The organism is Polynucleobacter sp. 71A-WALBACH (genome assembly GCF_018882365.1).
Lineage (GTDB): Bacteria > Pseudomonadota > Gammaproteobacteria > Burkholderiales > Burkholderiaceae > Polynucleobacter.
Genome location: NZ_JACVOP010000004.1, coordinates 185,039 through 201,943, shown reverse-complemented (window position 1 = coordinate 201,943; position 16,905 = coordinate 185,039). Strand labels below are relative to the sequence as shown.

Genomic DNA, 16,905 nt, shown 5'->3' with positions numbered 1-16,905 from the left:
TCTTGGCCAGTAATGAATCGTTTCATCTTCATAAACATCCGTTAATTAGTGATACTTAATTAACGTTTGAGGCCCATGTAGTGTTTACAAAAAGAGGGAGATTATTGGGTGTTTTTACACAGCCTCGACCCAAAGCAGACGCCCATGGGAATACCGAGACTATCTTTGGCTCTTTGCTGGGAAATACCACTTCCCATTTCTGATAGGCAAGAAACTGCCATCATCGACACCCACTTCTTGTGCAATACGTTCATTCATGACCTGATTCATTGCCATAATGAGCGGAGCATTCTTTTTGGGATCCATCGCCAAGTTATTCATCTCCTCAGGATCATTTTGCAAATCAAAAAGTTCCAGATCATTCTTGGAAATCAGCTCCTCAAAAGAAGTTGGGGTATTGAAATACAATGGTGAGAAGTATCGAGAAAAGCGATACCGCCCATCAAATACACTACGAATACCAACTCTATTATTGAAGTTAGGTTCATGGGCTCTTAAAATCTGTTCAGCCCCTGGATCGCTTACCTTGCCCGCCATCAGCCAGGTGTAAGTTCTTTCGGCCCACTCCCAACTAGTAAACATTAGCATGTTGAAATTAAATAAAGAGGCAGGTCTAGCGGAGTCTACTTTGGCTTTTTCTGGCGCTTTGAAGAGCGGGGTTAAGTCTTGACCTTTTAATCCCTCGGCCGCCTTTTGAATGCTTTCTCGATCTTTACCCGTCATTGCCAAAATGGTAGTAGCTAGATCAATCTGCGAAGTGATTGCTTGACACTCTTTACCGCCGGGATAGGCCGGATGAATAATCATCAAAGGGACATGGTTCTGCTCTTTGTAGGTGGTAGTGCCCTTGCCACGCATTTGATGTGATCCACCTAGCTCACCATGGTCAGCAGTAAAGATAACGATGGTATTTTCTTCCATGCCACTATCTTTTAAACCTTGCATTACTGCAGCGACGTTCTCATCACTATCGCGCATGCAATTAAAGTAATAATCTAGCAATAATCTCCAGCGACGATCTTCATTGGGCCACTCCCCCATTAATAGATCCCAGATCTCTTGATAGAGCTTATGGGCTTTTGGTCTGCCGGGAGCATCAAGCGCTTGCTTTCGACTTTCTGGCAGCGGATAGTTATCCCAGGTAGCCTTATATAAGTCAGCGGTTGGCACTGGCAGAATTGTCATTGCATGCTTAGCGCCTTGCACAGGCTTACCTGGTAAATCCGAGTTCACGTAAGTTACATCATGAGGATTCACTATATTGACCGCCAAGTACCAGGGTTGCTTCTTAGCCCTAAGCTCCTGCCCTTCATTTCTGAGCCAACCAATAGCAGATGAAACTGTTAGTTTGTCAAAGGTGTAACCACCTTGCTGCTCATCAACAATATCGCCAACCCCCAAGAAATCATTAAAGCCATATGACTTAATGATCTTGCGATACGTTGCCATTGGGGCGTCATAGGCTTTTTTAACAATATCCATGTTGGCAGAAAGGTGCCACTTACCTTGATAAGCCGCGTGATAACCGAGTTCAGATAGACGATGCCCAATTGTCTTTACCTTAAGAGATAAATCAGGCTGCCAAAGAAAATTAAGGTTATCAAAAATACCAGAATGCTGAATATGCAAACCCGTGTAAATGACTGATCTAGCAGATGAGCATTGCATGGATGCCGCTTGATGATTAGTAAATGTAATTGCTTTTTTCTTGATTGCCTCACGGGCTGGCACGGGCATCGGCCACTTTGGAAAGAAATGCTCTTGATCTACTAAAACAAACAAAATGTTGTAACCAGCCGGTGGTAAGTTAGGTGCAATTGGCTGAGGTCTTTCTGGGGTTGATTGTGCTTGTGCATTCTGCATTCCGGCAGGTAATAATGCCGCGCCTAATGCGGCAGCACCGGTGGAAAGTAAATCACGACGTGATGGGTTTGATGGGGCATTACTAGAATTAGATGTCATGGCACATTGCGGTAGATTGGTCGGAATACTCCCGATCCAAACCACATCACCTTAAGGGGATTTGGCATGTAAGCCAGACAAGTTATCAAGACTATACCCGACTAATATGTGCCTACCTATATCCATTCGCACCAAATTTATGCCTATTGAAAGTCTCATATTGGCCGATATCAGCCATTAGGACTTGGAATCAACAGATTACAACCAGTCGTTTGTCTATGCGGGCAAACCCATTCATAAATAAGCGCTCCTACCGTTCCAATGGAGGCGCCCAAAGAAAAACCACCCGAAGGTGGTTTTATTGAATGCCTATTTAAAACTTACTTAATCAAATCCAAAAACTGTACGTTGTTATTGATATTTACAAACGAGGATGAGTCATAAGCGTAATTGCCATTCGTTGTGAATAAGAACATGTAGGCTTTTAATGGGCCAAAGCCACCAGACTTCTCTTTAGCATTGACATCACAAACTACCATCCAGCCAAATTTTGCAGGCTCATGGCTAAATTCTCTGGCCCAAGCTTTGCGTGGAGGCGCGCATTCTTTCTTAGCCGCTTCTGGCTCGTTAATGTTTGCCTTGAGATAAGAGTTAACTTCCTTATCAATCTCAGCTTGCTTTGGCTGAGGAGTAAATTTTGCTTGCTGGATTTCTGATTGAGTCACAGGCGTAGCGCAAGCAACTAATGCAAGTGCTGCGAAAAGGCTTAATAGTTTAGTTTTCATATTCTCTCTTTTTAATATGTCTATGGTGCATTATTTTTATATCAGCCCTCGCTGATATGGGATCACTCCCTCATTATCCCAAAGGTTGAAGGGTGTTTATGATAATCAGGTCGAAAGATCTACAGGCCATTGGTGGATATCAGAAATTAAAGGATATTTTGGCGTAAGTGGACCAATCGTACTGCTGATAACTTTGCACCACTTGTTTGCTGGCACCAACTGCAACTACCCAATTTTTATCCAAACGGCGCAAAACCATGGCATCGATTGGAATAAACCATCCATTCCCCGCGGTATTGAAAACAGCACCATTTTCATCCCAGAATCTCAAGGTAGTGTTCGGAGCTAGCTGAAAGCCAATGGTGGGGAAAATATGTAGATTTCTCGCTAATACAGGTTGAGTGGGGTTTGCCGCAAAGCTATTGTTTTTGGCATCCCAGCCATAGATATATCGAAGCAATGGAGAAAAGTCAGTCACCTTTAGGGTGGTATCTACCTCTGGGGCAAAACGCCATCCTATTTGAGGGCCGGCAGCCCATTGCCCATTATTACCAAATGGAAAAAATACTCTTGCACCAACCAATGCTCCAAGTGGCTTCAAGAACTCTGGAGCTTGACCCCACAAAGTCAAAAACATATTGCCTGCGCTATAGGCTCCCGAGTTGTTTGGTGTCGAAATAGAGTTGTAGTTAGAGGCGACGTTGGCATCTAGACGAATTCGCCCTTTCCAATCCCCTACTTCCAAGGGGTTGTAATAACGAAGCCTCAGGTCATTTTGGTAATTATCACCACCTTGATAATCATGTGAGGCCCAAAACTCCAGAACTTTACTATCGCCTAGCTGCTGCGAGTCGTTATAAAAGTTGGAAATCGGCACAAAAAAATCTTCGGCATGAGCTTGTGCAATACAAAGTGCAAGTAATGGAATTGCTAGAAACTTCATACGTCAAGAATTCTTAAGTAAATTAAAGGAGTAGTCGAAAATGCCAAGGCCGCCCCAGCTTATCTAGGCGAATTAATTACTTTTATCCAGTGGTGTGCCCATAGCAGCCTGGGATTCTGCAGCCTTAGCTGGGCCTCTTAAGAATCGCGCTACAAAGACAGCCAAAGTAGCGCCAATGATTGATCCCACTGGATAAATCCAGTAGCTCGTAAGATTGCCAAGGGCAAAGCCAGGGCCAAATGCTCTGGCAGGATTAAAAGCAGCCCCATCAAATGGGCCACCCATGGTTCCTGCGGCAATAATGTACCCGCCAACAGCAATCGGAATAAAAGGCCCGTTGAGTTTTGGGCCATTGGCCATACTGAGAACAAGAAGAACCATTGCAAATGTGAGTACAGCTTCAAAGATCAGGGATTTAAAAACCAAGCCCTCTTTAGGTATTGTTGCCGCCAAGTTACCGGCATCACCAAATAGATAGAGGGCGAGACTAGAGCCTGCCACCGCCGCAATGTACTGCACCACAATATAAGCAAGCGCCATTCCCTTACCCATATCTCCACGCATAGCAAAAGCGAGCGTCATTGCAGGATTAAAGTGCGATGAAATATCACCTAAAACATACACAGCCACCATAATCCACAAACCAGCAATGGTAGATAAGATGAATGCATATTGATAAGCCGCTAAGTCTGCCCCACCATATTGCGCGAGTATGGATGCACCACCTGAGAGCAAAAAAGTCATACCCGAAAGACCAATAAACTCTGATAGGAGTCTGCGCTCTCGGTGCTGATTACTTTTCCAGTCTGCCGAGAAACGCGACCCTACTTGATTTTGTAGGGCCTGCTCTCCAGCAAGTTTGGATGACTGATTCTGATTCTCTGCTGTTGCCATGCTGCTCTCGCTCAAGGATTTGCTTTAACGTCGGCAGAGCCGGGTTTTGTCATATTGATGGGCACTACAACGCGATCAAATAGCTCTTCTGATACACCCTTGGCTAAAGCAGCTTGCTTAAGCGAAAGATTGTTATCAATTGCGTAGTGAGCAATCACGGAAGCATTGTCATACCCAATGACTGGTGATAGAGCTGTAACCATCATGACTGAGCGCTCAATATTAGATTTAAGTTGCGCCTCATTCAGAACGGCACCTTCAATCATGAACTCTCTAAAGTGGTCACACATATCGGCCATGATGAGTGCGGAGTGTAGGTAGTTGCTAATAATTACGGGACGGAATGCATTCAACTCGAAGTTACCCTCAGCACCACCCATTTGCACGGCCACATCTGACCCCATGATTTGAATACAAACCATCAGCATTGCTTCTGCCTGCGTAGGATTAACTTTGCCCGGCATGATTGAAGAGCCTGGCTCATTTGACGGGAATGTGATTTCCATCAAACCTGTTCTTGGGCCAGAACCCAACCAACGCATATCGTTTGCAATCTTAAAGAGCGTAACAGCGGTCGTTTTAATGCTCGCATGAGCACGAACCATACGATCCAATGTTCCTTGAGCGGTAAATTTGTTATCTGCAGTTTTAATGTTGTAGCCAGTTAATTCCGAGAGAACGGCCGCGACATCATCACCAAATCCAACTGGAGAATTTAGACCTGTACCTACTGCAGTTCCACCCATCGCAACCTGTAAGAGTCCTTGAGTGGCATACGTTAGGTCAGCAATAGCATCACTTACAGCGCTTGCATAGCCAGACCACTCTTGACCCACTGTTAGTGGGGTCGCATCCTCTAAATGGGTTCTACCAATCTTAACGATATCCGCCCATAGTTTTGACTTGGCATCCAACGCATCATGAAGTCGTGTCAAGGCAGGAAGCGTTTTTTCAGTAACCATCTTATATGCCGCAATATGCATTGCAGTTGGAAAAGTATCGTTACTAGACTGACCCATGTTGACATGATCATTTGGGTGAATAGGCTCCTGAGAACCTAAAGTGCCTCCAATGAGTTGGATACATCTATTGGAGATAACTTCATTCAGATTCATATTAGACTGAGTACCTGACCCAGTCTGCCAAACATATAAGGGAAACTCAGCATCTAGCGCGCCACTAATTGCTTCATCAGCAACCTGCTGAATTAATTTACCCTTCCACTCCGGTAAACGACCAGCTTTTGTATTGACAATTGCCGCAGCCTTTTTTACGTAACCATACGCGTGATAGACCTCTTTAGGCATCTTGTCATGACCAATATTGAAGTGCAAAAGGCTCCGTTGAGTTTGCGCTCCCCAATAATGATTTGCTGGAACATCCACGTTGCCAAGACTATCAAACTCTTTACGTACACCAGTAGCATTTATTCCAATAGGTAAATCAAGAATCTTGGGCACAACTTCAGCATTAGTAGCTGGTGTATTTGGGGTATTTGTAGCCATAAATTTTCCTAAAAGATTGGGGTTAAATCGAAGCAGAAATGATTTGCTTTTTAAGCGCAATTAACGGGCTCAATCATAAACCAAGCCAAATTAATGGGTTTAAGCAAAATTGCAGGGCTTCAATGCGATTCCCAGGCGGGAAGTGGCAGACAATTACTAGCCCCAAAAAGGAACCAAGAAAAGCCACCCCTCAGGATGGCTAATGTATTGCTACAAACCCCTATAAATGCCTTTAACTTGGCGATAGAGGTTTTTGATCATCCCGCTTATTTCGTGTACAGCGGCACTCCTGCCTTAATAGTTTGCACAACACCAATGTCTTTAATGTTCATGGGGTCTACCTTTAGTGGGTTTTGATCAATCTCCACTAAATCGGCGACTTTACCGGCAGTGATGGTACCCTTTTTACCCTCTTCCTTATATTGATAGGCCGCATTGCTCGTAAAGCCTTTCATCGCCAAATACGGATCAATTCTTTGTTCTGGCCCTAAAGTATTTCCAGAAGCGGTTTGGCGGTTAACAGCACTCCAAATTGAAAAGAGCACATTGGGGCCTGAAGATGGGGTGTCATTGTGAAGCGCGGTTACCACTCCTTTAGTTTGAGCACTCTTTAGTGGGCTTAAATTATTTGCTCGCTCTACCCCAAGCGCCTTGGGATAAATATCACCATACAACCAAGTACCGTTTGGCATCATGACTGCCATGATGTTGTTCTTTTTATAACTCTCCAGTTGATCATCGCGTGCAAAAAATGAATGGGCGATCACAGTACGGCGGTCATCACTAATACCCGTCTCTTTGACAACCTTGTCGATAGCCGCGAGAGTCATATCAATGCCAGCATCGCCATTGCTATAGCCGAAGTACTGAATATTCTTCTCATAAGCCAGTTTGACGTATTTATTAATCAAGCTTTGCGGGTAATACGCAAAGCCACGCCAATCTTTTGCAAAGCCCGTGGTATCTAAATAGGGTTTGGTGAAGTAAGCCAAGCGCAGCTGTGGCGCACCATCAGTAGGCACTTGAATACCCGCAACCTTGAAACCTCGATCACCTTTGCTGTAGACGCCAAACTGGTAATTCGGATTAGTCTTGAGTAATTCATCAACAATATCGAATGTTGGCAAAGCAATTAAATCAACTGACACAATGCCACGATCTATAGCCAATCGCATATTGCGTATATCACCTAGAGTGGCCTCATAGCTTTGCGCAGTGGTGAAGCCATTGGATACATACAGCTTCTCAGCCTTACGATAAGACTCGAATGTCAGATCTTGTGAATACTTGCCCACAGCTTTTGCTACAGCATTGAGATAAGGCATACCAATCAGGTCGCCAGTCAGCTTTCCAGTACTTAGATCAACCGGAATAAATCCATTCACTGCTTTAGTCTTAGTCGTAATCCCCAATTTTTTTAAGCCTGCGCTATTGACCATACCCGTTAAGGTGGAAATGTTTTCAATTAAGACTGGTGTCTTAGGAAAAGCATTATCAAGCTCCGCCAAGGTAATTGCGCCATCACTCAATTGGGCATCAGAGTATCCGGTGCCTACGATCCAGCCATTAAAGACAATGCTTTCCTTGCGAAGCTTATCAATCAATTGCTGCTTAGTCTTCGGTGAATTTTTAGAAAAGTACGCCACATTGACACCAAACGTATCTTGCGCAATTAAAGCAAAGTGACCCCAAGTATCAATAAAGCCTGGTAACAAAGTATGTCCTTTTAAGTCATACATAGTGGCGTTAGTGCCGGCCTCAACTAGAGCTCCTTTCATATCCCCGACAAAGGCGATCTTGTCATCCTTCACGAGCACTGCCTCAACATACTTAGGGCTATCACCCTCCATCGTCAAAATATCCCCGTTGTAATACAGGGTGGCTGGAGCAGCTAAAGCTGTTGCCGCCACAGAAATCAATAAGCAGCTCAGGAGTTTATGGATCATTTTCATAACTAGTTTTTACAGGAATTACCCTAAAAAGAAAACCACCCGAGGGTGGTTTATTTGCTTGAGCTTGCTAACCCATCGTCAGCAGAATGCGAATGCCAAGATAGCTGGGTCGTCTAAGAATGCATTTGAGGCGTAGATGCTCGCTCGATAAAACCAAGCATGCCCCACTTCGACGATTTCTATCAAACGATCCATTAGCCGAGATAATCCGCTTTGCCCAACTCAACACCGTTATGGCGCAAGATGTTGTAAGTGGTCGTGATATGGAAATAAAAGTTCGGGATGATCCAAGTCAGTACATATTGCTCACCCACAAACTCAAAGCTCCACTCTTTAATGGAGAACTTAATCTCTTTTGCTTCTGTACCATCGATCTGCTCTGGCTTGATGCTGTCCATAAACGCAATCGTTTTAGCGATGCGCTCTTTTAATTGAGCCAGCGTGCTTTCGCTATCGTCAAATTTAGGCGCTTCAACACTTGCTAAGCGAGCCAAACCAAACTTCACTTGATCACAAGCAATCTGCACTTGCTTGGCTAGAGGGAGCATATCGGGAAATAAGCGTGCCTCTACCAAGACCTTGCCATCGATTCCTTTTGCGGCGACATGCTCTTCAGCCTTAGTGAGAATGGTGGTTAGGTTAAGCAGCATCTTCTTTAACTGAGGAACTGATGCTTGGTACATGGAAATTGCCATAAATACTTTCTTATATCAATTGCTGCATTAAGAGTGAATTACACATCACTCATGAAATCGCCACCGCCACTGTTGTCATCCCAAGATGATCCAGAGCTAGCATCATCCCAAGAGCTGGCATCACGCACACCAAAATTGGGACCCAAAGATGCTGGGCCACCAACTTGATTGAGGCTAGGGTTAGAACCCGCATTGGAATGGCCGTTATCGTGGCCACCCATGAGGCTACCTGCCAATGCTTGGCCAGCATACATACCAGCACCTAATGCAGCGCCAGTCGCAAGACTGCCCATCAAGCCACTACCCATACCGCCTGCAGCTGGGGCTCCAGGAGCTCCAGGATAGCCAGCAGGACCGCCTGGAGTACCAGGATAACCAGCGCTTGGTGCGTTATAGACTTGAATTGCTTCTGCCTTACGACGCTTCATCACAATCATGACTCCAACTACCAGGATGGCAATCAAACCCCAGAAGAGTGGATTGCTAAAAATAGAGTTTTGACTTGCAGCAGGATTAGCGCCAGGAGCTACGGCACCACTAGTTAATTGCATCTGGAGTTTTTGCACAGACTCAGGTTGGGCAAAAGGTAATCCAGGGGCAAGATTTTCTGCTTTAAGGAAATGATTGCGTGCCAGCTCTACCTTACCTTCTTTGAGATAAAGCTCAGCAGCCACGAAGTGCGCCTTGGCACTATTGGGATGATTTTGGAGAACCTCTTTCATCATCGTATCGGCTTTGGCCATCTGCCCTGCTTGCACAGCTTGATAAACCTCAGGCAGCGTTGCCTCGGCAAATGCGATATTGCTTGTCAGCAGCAATGCAGATGCAAATACACCAACGAATAAATTAATTACTTTACGAATCGTCATCATGACTCCTTGTAGGATGTTTCGTGTGAATTCCATTATCCCGAGTTTGGGGATTTTTGCTATTCCCTAGCTATATGGGGGTTTTAGGGGGAATTTCAAGGGGGTCAATCTTGCTATTGGCTATCCTAAGCGCATGAAGAGAATAATTAGACATAGCGCCGCAGAAGACGTGGCCATCACTAAAGCCGCTATGGATGACCCAGACTCCATTCCATTTACCGATGAGGAGTGGGAGAAAGCCAAACCTTCACTAGTTCGTGGTCGGGAAAGCTCCCCAAATCGTAAAGCCAACGGTTCAGCTACCCTAAAGAAAGCAGCTTCAAAGCTTAAGTAATTTCCTTAAGCTCACCCTTGGCGGAGATTAAATACGCCTTAGCCGGCTTATCCGGACGAATTCTGCCCAGCTCTTGTTTGTAGTTATTGAGTTGCGCGCGGTATTTGTTATGGGCTTCACTGCCTAGTTCCGGAAGCGTGAGCTTGTAATCTAGGATGGCTAAGTGATCATCAAACTCTACTAGACGATCTAAGCGAAAGCTCTTGCCATCCAGGCTGACAACATCAATCTCATTCCAAGCCTGTACCCAATGATTGGCAGTGAGGTACTGCTGAAGCTCTGGAGTATTAAGTACGGTGGTCGCCTGGTCTAGCGCTTTGCTTGCTAACTCACCACTAATTCCCAGCCAGCGAGCTATTTGATCCACGCTCATGGGCTCTGGGCTTGTAGCACCTGTTTGCTGAGTGAGGTGCTCTAACAGGCGATGGAAATGCACGCCCTCTTCCAAGATTTTGGAATTATCTTGTGCAGTCTCTTCGTCTTGGAAGGCATCCAGGGTCATACCACTTTCGATATCTTTGAGTTGTTGCTCGTGACTCTCTTTGCCTGCATCCCAAGAAACCTCAAAATCATCCATCATGAACTGCCTTGGATTATTTTCTTTCTGGTTGCTTGATTTTTGAGTCTTAGCCTCCACCCCTACCGGCTGATCTTCCAGTGCTGCTAACTGCCCTAATACTGCTTTGCCATACCAAGACTTCTCATCTAGGCCTGTAGGGTTTTTTGTGGTGGGTGCCTTTGCGACACCACTAATCCAGAGGCCCTGCTTTGCTCTGGTCATTGCAACGTAGAGCAGATTCCAGTTTTCATTCTTACCGATGAGTAATTCGCGCTCGCGCACTTCGCTGCGGGGATTGGTTAAGGTAGCCAAGGTATACATCGATAAATGACTGGGACTCTCACTCTCGGGAGGCCAGTCCAATAGAACCCCACGATGATCCGCCTTACCTTCAGTGTGATTGGCGTCGAGCATGATTACAAACGGAGATTCCAAGCCTTTCGCTCCATGAATGGTCATCATGCGAACACGCTTATGCTTTTCTTCTTCGGATAGCTCGCTCTCTTCATCAATCTCCACAAGATCAGCCTCCGCCTCGACATCACCCTCATCAGGGGTTTCATCATCATCGCCACGACGAATGGTATTGATCTCCTCAATAAAGCGACCCAAGCTGGGGTAACGACCGCCATCCTGATTCAGTGCAAGCTCCAGGAAAGCGTCGAGGTTCGCCAAGACCTGGGCACGGGCAATCTCTTGAGAGGCGCTCGCGTATTTAATGCGTAGATCACTCTCTTGGTAAATACGATCAAGCAAATCATGCACTGGCAAACGCTCGCCTAGCATGCGCCAATGCTCTAAATAACGCGCTGCCTGTATCAGGCTAGCCTCAGGACTATCTTGCAAGGCATCCCACCAAGAGCGATATTGATTTGTTCCCATCGCCTTAGCAAGGACTTGCATTTGCTTTTCAGTAAAAGCAAAGATGGGACTTCTGAGCACTTGGGCTAAAGGCAAATCATGGCGTGGCGTTACCAAAACGGTTAACAGCGCAATGAGGTCATCGATCTCCAGGGTGTTGAGCAAACCGCCTAGTCGTGAACTCTCAAACGCTAAACCCGCCTCACGAAGAGCGCGCTCAAATTGTGGGAGATATTTACGGCGCTTCACCAGCAATAAGAAATCACTCTCTCGCGCTTTGCGCCAAACTTCTTTACCATTCTCACGATCGACTACAGGACGCGTCTGAATAATGTGTTGGATTAATGCGCTGATCCGCTGCCCTTCGACATAGCGTTGCGTCACATCAGCCGTTTGCCTTGCATCGACTATCGCTTGTTCAAAAGCATTGCCAGCTCTTTGTCCTAACTCTTCCGCCTCGTATTTTACTAACGGTAGTAGGTAGGCTTCGCCCTCTTTAGAGTATGGCGTTTCGGTATCGGCGCCTACTGGCGCCTTCCATAAGGTGTGTTGAGCAGTAAATGGATAGGACTCTGGCAATTGCTCGGCACTAAAGAGCTGGTTAACGGCAGCATTAATTTGGGGCGCATTGCGACGGGTCGTATTTTGATTTAAGGGGGCCGCCTGCATCTCTTTTACTAAGAAAGCTTCAGCATCATTAAATAATCTAGGATCAGCGCGGCGGAAGCGGTAAATCGATTGCTTTGGATCCCCCACGATAAAGACAGTAGGCTTAGATTCATCTTGTCCATAGCCTTCTAACCAAGCGCGCAAAATCTGCCACTGCAAGGGATTGGTATCCTGAAACTCATCGACCAGGATATGTTTGTACTTCGCATCTAATCGAGATTGCAAATAGGCTGCGTTAGCAGAATCGGCCATCAACTGGCTAACGCCGATTTCTAAATCATCAAAGTCACGCACACGCATAGACTCTTTGGTGGCATTGACGTGATCCATCATCGCCGCGCTCATTGCAAACCAGGCTTCATTGAGGGCATAAGCCTCCTGCTCTTTTTTCCAGGCCACGAATTCTAAGAAAGCACTTGCCCAAGCTTGCTTATAAGTTACATGCTCTTGCTCGCGATCTAGCTCACCCTCTTTTTTGAGATATTTTTTAAGATCGCCTGCAGCTTTGTCATTCGCAGTGCGATTGCTATCGTCTTGCGTCAAAAATACGGACTGCAATAAGGGTGCGATAGCTATGACATCGCCACCATTCGCCTTGAGATCTATAGCCGCTTGAATAATGGGTACATAGGCTATTTCTGTCGCACTACTATTACTAAAGCAGCGCTGTAAAAATTCCAAGTCCGCCTTGGCATTCATAGCATCCCAAACCAAGTTAAGCGGATTGGCTATATTGAGTCTCGGTAAATCCGTTTTGAGTTTCTCGATGGGTGTAATGCCGCGAGCTCTGCATCCTTGAGAGAAAAATGTCCAAGCGCCTCTTTGCTTAAAGAGACTGTAATGACTCATCAGGAACTTCTGAGTTTCACTTGCACCCAGCGTCTTCAGCAAGGTGTCGTAATGCGACTGAATGCCTTCGGGTAAATTACCCCACCAATCATCTAGACACTCTTCCTGCAAACGCTTTGCATCCTCTCGCAAACTAAAGCCAGGCTGTATGCCGGTAGAGATCGGTGCCGCCCCTAAGAGCCTGCCAAACCAGCCATGGAAGGTGTCGATCACAATGCCTTGTGGGCTTGCCAAGATTTTTGCATATAGAGACTTCGCGGTTGGCAATAGCAGCTTGGCCTCATTGGCATTAAGTCCGCGCTCAGTTAAATGATGCATCAGCTGCTTATCACTCGATTGCGAAAACTCTTCTAATAAACGATAGAGACGATCACGCATCTCTTGCGCCGCTTTTCTGGTGAATGTCAGCGCTAGGATTTCTTGTGGCTTAGCTCCCGCTAAAAGCAGGCGCGCCATTCTGGTTACTAATAGCCAAGTTTTACCGCTACCCGCGCAAGCGGAGACGATCACAGAGCGATTGGGATCGCAGGCAATATCAACCCGGAAAGTGGAATCGCTCACCACATCCCCTTTCTGCAAATGCCTCTGGCTTCACAATATTGGCAAACACTGTCAGGCGCAAATGCTGTGAGGGGCTTGCCAGACCAGAGCGATTGCACATCCTCAGTGAGTTGCTCAGAAAATTCCTGCATCAGCCCTGGCATTTCAGTAATCACTACTGAACGCTCAGCTTCATCACCATCCTTCTTTACATCGGCTTTTAAAGCAACCCATTCTGCCGCATTGACTACGCGCCCTGGAATCTTTTGACTCTCATTAGAAGCTCTGGCATAGATTAATAACTGCGGGTCATCCAATACAGCCTCAGAACGCAACTTGACCTTGGTGAGACCTTGGTTTTTATAGTCAATCACGGATGCAGATTTAGGATCATGAATACTGACATCAAATCGGTCCGCATAGCCCTCAATACGAATATGGCGCTCGTTGCCATCCACATCAGTAAATGGCAGATCAAATCCAACCTTCACCTCTGCATCATAGAATTGCCAGCCTTGAGCTTCACGATCTAGCTGCCATTGAATAAAGCTCGGAATTTGTTTTTGCCAATCCCTTAAGACACCCAAGACCCTGGCATCGCCTTCAATTAAACGTTTAAAGACTTGCTCAGAGGTTTGCATCAATTGCTGTTGCATCCAAGCACGTCGTAACTCGATATTGCTCACGACGGTGGAATCTGATTTCTGCGCCTCGCTCTTCATGGCGTGATAGAAGTTACGCAAAATCTTATGCAAAGTCTGGCCAGCTAGAGAAGCATCAAAACCCTCTTCAAAGCCTTTCAGCTTACGTAAGCCTAGAAGACTGCGAACATAGTAGCGATAAGGACAATCACGTAAGGCTTTATAAGCACTCGGACTCATTGAGACTGGCATTGGTAAATCCGCACCCAATGTTGCTACCGCCATTGGAGATGGCAATGCGGTGCCACTGCGAGGTGCAAATAAAGCACCTGCGTTGCGTGCTTGCCAATTGGGTAAGTCAATTTGGAGTCGTTGAATCCAGGCGGATGGTCTTAGGGGTTCGCCACTTTTGCTCTTGCTTTGCCAAAGAAGATCCACACTCGGGAACGAGATAAGCAATTGAGATAAATCTCTCGCCTGCTGAATAAACTGTGCCTCAATATTGGATCCACCTAAGAGCCGATTTAAGGTGTCCGAGAAAAACAATGGTGGCTCGGAAAATGCAGGCAGTTGCTGCTCGTCGCACCCCACCATAACTACAGACTCAAATTCCCTAAAGCGAGTTGAGCTCAATGGCAAGATACTAAGAGTAGCAGCGGCACTGGCACCCTTCTCTTCATAAGAAGACTCTTCAATCACGGTCTTTAGTAAGCTGAGCCATTCATTAAGACGCATTGCAATTTGCTGATGCTCAGTATCAAATTCAAATGTCTCCAAAAGCTCAAGTAACTGCTTACCGGCGGAATCTTTTTCTAAGCCCTGCGTCATCCCCATTAAAACGAGATCATCCATCAGATATTGATGCGCAATGGCGCAGTTGATCTTGATTCCACGCCAGCGATTCAGTCTTCCACGAATCGATTGGAGTAATTCCAGTAGCAATGGATTGGGCGCTGCAGAGCCATGCGTAACCGACCCTTCAATGGCCATATGAAAGGTTTCCCAGCCAGTTTTAGCTTGGCTGGCAATCAAAATATCTTCAAGCTGCGCCACCAATCCATTTAAGGACTCTTTGTCACGCGCACTATTGGGATTGAGACACTGCGATAGATCTAAGAATGGGTTTTGTAAAAACTCTAAAAGATCTGATGCGCTGGGGCCCTCGGACGGCGCACGTAATAACTCGAGCCAACTATTAAGCGCTGCCGCCGCTCTGGTAGTCGATAACTTCCAGCCGGTTTCATCTTGGATCTTGAGTGATGGACCTAAGCGTGCCAGTAAGGCGCGTGCCCTTCTGGCGACGAGACGATCTTGAGCCACCAACGCGATATTGGTTTTTCCATCAATTAGCTGTTGCTCAATTGTTTTAGCCGTTGCCCATGCTAATTCTTCAAATCGCTTCGCGGCGATCAGATGCCAACGTTCTGGGTCGGCAGTATGGATATTGGCTTTAACAACTTGGAGCTTTTGATCTTCTGGAAGATTAGGATTTAAGGCCTCAACCCAAAGCCCAACAGACTCCCAGTTCATCGTCACTTCAACTGCTGGGGCGTACTGCGCGTAGTCAGCCAGGTAAGCTTGGATCAGCTGCTTATCAATCGGTGTTGGATCCGCAGTCTCTACCCAAATTAAGGGCCTTGCACTTCCTTGGACAATTTGTTTAGCGGCCTCGAGATGAGCCGCCATAGCAAATTGTTTTCTAAAGGCAGGATCACTTGGGCTGGTGATGTATCTCCAGAATGTCAGCAATACTTGCGCTTCTTGATCTACTACTTTTCTGGCTAGGGCTGGGTATGCCTGCCCAATAGTACGATCCAATAATGGCTCAAGGGTCTCGATCCAAGATTGAGTATGTTGTGTGTGTTCAGTAGAGAGCTCCACTTGAGCAGCGATCAGTTTGTGTAGCTCCTGCTGAAGACTTGGCGCAATGGAGTTGGATAAGGTATCGCACGCTGTAATGATGGCTTGTGCCAACCCCCATGACCCCGCTTCCGTTTCTGCTTTAAACCAAGATTGCAATTGCTTGTGTTTGCGCAGAGTCGCGTAAACCGATAACCAACGCTCTAAATCAGTTTGTTTCTTGGGAAACTTCCAGGCGCCAGGCGCCGCTTCTAGCCAGTCGTTAAAACTCATCACTTGAGGCAAGAAGGCAATATGACTACGGAGGTCTTTGGGTCGATGCTTTTCTAAGGCCGCCCTAACACCCATTAAAGGACCAGCGGTACTCAACACCACTAAGGGGCGCTGGTTTGTTTGCACTGCACAATTCCAAATACCCTCGGCGAGCGACTTTAGAGCGTCCGCATTGGGTGCAATAGCCCATGCATGTGGCTGCTTTTGCTGGGATAGGGTCGGAAATGGGTGATGCATTAAGGATGAATTTTTGGGCTTATTTTGATTTTCAGGCAGAAAGTGTGGCTTATTGCTAATATAAGCGTTGTAGTGCAATCACTATATAAAACTAAATAAGACTAATTAAGGAATTTTCATGAGTGCCGGCATCAAATATGTAACTGACGCTTCTTTCGAGCAAGACGTTCTCAAGTCCGATAAACCTGTTCTCCTGGACTTCTGGGCTGAGTGGTGCGGTCCTTGCAAGATGATTGGTCCTATTTTGGAAGAGCTTTCTGGCGAGTACGGCGACAAGATCCAAATCGCCAAGATGAACGTGGATGAGAACCAAGGCGTTCCAGCCCAGTTCAACATTCGTGGCATCCCTACATTGATCCTCTTTAAGAACGGCACTGTTGCTGCTCAAAAAGTAGGCGCTTTGGCCAAATCCCAGTTGACTGCATTTATTGATAGTCATCTGTAAATAGCCCTTGATCACAGGTTCACTGGGTGAGCCTGTGGTTTTCAGCTGTTTTTAGTGTAGTATCTATTTCATCTGCATTTCAACGCACTTCA

General features: G+C 46.1%; 12 protein-coding genes. 2 read left to right on the top strand and 10 right to left on the bottom strand.

Features of this window, described 5'->3' with window-relative positions; all coding sequences use genetic code 11:
• Nucleotides 1-159: 159 nt before the first annotated feature.
• The 8 genes from ICN42_RS11730 to ICN42_RS11695 all read right to left on the bottom strand — a co-directional run bounded on the left by ICN42_RS11730 (nucleotide 160) and on the right by ICN42_RS11695 (nucleotide 9,545).
• A complete protein-coding gene (locus ICN42_RS11730) occupies nucleotides 160-1,962 on the bottom strand; it encodes a sulfatase-like hydrolase/transferase (RefSeq protein ID WP_216255076.1) in 1,803 nt (600 codons plus the stop codon).
• 320 nt (nucleotides 1,963-2,282) lie between these two features.
• Nucleotides 2,283-2,687 carry a hypothetical protein gene (locus tag ICN42_RS11725; protein WP_216255073.1) on the bottom strand — a complete coding sequence of 135 codons (405 nt, stop codon included), beginning with the start codon at nucleotides 2,685-2,687 and terminating at the stop codon, nucleotides 2,283-2,285.
• A 139-nt stretch (nucleotides 2,688-2,826) separates the two neighbouring features.
• A complete protein-coding gene (locus ICN42_RS11720) occupies nucleotides 2,827-3,630 on the bottom strand; it encodes a hypothetical protein (protein WP_216255070.1) in 804 nt (267 codons plus the stop codon).
• 72 nt (nucleotides 3,631-3,702) lie between these two features.
• Nucleotides 3,703-4,524 (bottom strand): MIP/aquaporin family protein, encoded by an 822-nt coding sequence (locus ICN42_RS11715; RefSeq protein WP_216255065.1) that lies wholly within the window; start codon nucleotides 4,522-4,524, stop codon nucleotides 3,703-3,705.
• Nucleotides 4,525-4,535: 11 nt separating this feature from the next.
• A complete protein-coding gene (locus tag ICN42_RS11710; protein WP_216255063.1) occupies nucleotides 4,536-6,029 on the bottom strand; it encodes a lyase family protein in 1,494 nt (497 codons plus the stop codon).
• A 266-nt stretch (nucleotides 6,030-6,295) separates the two neighbouring features.
• A complete protein-coding gene (locus ICN42_RS11705; protein WP_216255060.1) occupies nucleotides 6,296-7,981 on the bottom strand; it encodes an amidohydrolase in 1,686 nt (561 codons plus the stop codon).
• A gap of 194 nt (nucleotides 7,982-8,175) precedes the next feature.
• Nucleotides 8,176-8,676, bottom strand: a complete 501-nt coding sequence (locus ICN42_RS11700) for a DUF1993 family protein (protein ID WP_216255057.1) — start codon at nucleotides 8,674-8,676, stop codon at nucleotides 8,176-8,178.
• A 38-nt stretch (nucleotides 8,677-8,714) separates the two neighbouring features.
• A complete protein-coding gene (locus ICN42_RS11695) occupies nucleotides 8,715-9,545 on the bottom strand; it encodes a tetratricopeptide repeat protein (RefSeq protein ID WP_216255055.1) in 831 nt (276 codons plus the stop codon).
• 133 nt (nucleotides 9,546-9,678) lie between these two features.
• Between ICN42_RS11695 and ICN42_RS11690 the strand changes: the two genes are divergently transcribed.
• The gene (locus tag ICN42_RS11690; RefSeq protein ID WP_216255052.1) at nucleotides 9,679-9,879 is read left to right on the top strand and encodes a hypothetical protein; all 201 of its coding nucleotides are present in this window, start codon (nucleotides 9,679-9,681) and stop codon (nucleotides 9,877-9,879) included.
• On the opposite strand, the gene ICN42_RS11685 is transcribed toward ICN42_RS11690, so the two are convergent.
• Nucleotides 9,872-13,378: a UvrD-helicase domain-containing protein gene (locus ICN42_RS11685; protein WP_370626039.1), complete on the bottom strand. Its 3,507-nt coding sequence runs from the start codon at nucleotides 13,376-13,378 to the stop codon at nucleotides 9,872-9,874. The two genes, ICN42_RS11690 and ICN42_RS11685, sit on opposite strands and share 8 nt — an antisense overlap.
• Entirely contained in the window at nucleotides 13,375-16,368 is a 2,994-nt protein-coding gene (locus tag ICN42_RS11680; protein ID WP_216255049.1) for a PD-(D/E)XK nuclease family protein, read from the bottom strand. Before ICN42_RS11680 ends, ICN42_RS11685 begins: the two co-directional genes overlap by 4 nt.
• 118 nt (nucleotides 16,369-16,486) lie before the next feature.
• On the opposite strand from ICN42_RS11680, the gene trxA reads away from it, so the two are divergent.
• Nucleotides 16,487-16,813, top strand: coding sequence for a thioredoxin TrxA (gene trxA / locus ICN42_RS11675; protein ID WP_114691518.1), 327 nt, complete (start codon nucleotides 16,487-16,489; stop codon nucleotides 16,811-16,813).
• Nucleotides 16,814-16,905: the final 92 nt, after the last annotated feature.

Excerpts from the sequence above, each read along its gene's own strand:
- trxA (WP_114691518.1), top strand. The coding sequence starts at position 16,487 with ATGAGTGCCGGCATCAAATATGTAACTGACGCTTCTTTCGAGCAAGAC.
- ICN42_RS11720 (WP_216255070.1), bottom strand. The coding sequence starts at position 3,630 with ATGAAGTTTCTAGCAATTCCATTACTTGCACTTTGTATTGCACAAGCT.
- ICN42_RS11730 (WP_216255076.1), bottom strand. The coding sequence starts at position 1,962 with ATGACATCTAATTCTAGTAATGCCCCATCAAACCCATCACGTCGTGAT.
- ICN42_RS11705 (WP_216255060.1), bottom strand. The coding sequence starts at position 7,981 with ATGAAAATGATCCATAAACTCCTGAGCTGCTTATTGATTTCTGTGGCG.
- ICN42_RS11690 (WP_216255052.1), top strand. The coding sequence starts at position 9,679 with ATGAAGAGAATAATTAGACATAGCGCCGCAGAAGACGTGGCCATCACT.
- ICN42_RS11680 (WP_216255049.1), bottom strand. The coding sequence starts at position 16,368 with ATGCATCACCCATTTCCGACCCTATCCCAGCAAAAGCAGCCACATGCA.
- ICN42_RS11695 (WP_216255055.1), bottom strand. The coding sequence starts at position 9,545 with ATGACGATTCGTAAAGTAATTAATTTATTCGTTGGTGTATTTGCATCT.
- ICN42_RS11710 (WP_216255063.1), bottom strand. The coding sequence starts at position 6,029 with ATGGCTACAAATACCCCAAATACACCAGCTACTAATGCTGAAGTTGTG.
- ICN42_RS11715 (WP_216255065.1), bottom strand. The coding sequence starts at position 4,524 with ATGGCAACAGCAGAGAATCAGAATCAGTCATCCAAACTTGCTGGAGAG.
- ICN42_RS11700 (WP_216255057.1), bottom strand. The coding sequence starts at position 8,676 with ATGGCAATTTCCATGTACCAAGCATCAGTTCCTCAGTTAAAGAAGATG.
- ICN42_RS11725 (WP_216255073.1), bottom strand. The coding sequence starts at position 2,687 with ATGAAAACTAAACTATTAAGCCTTTTCGCAGCACTTGCATTAGTTGCT.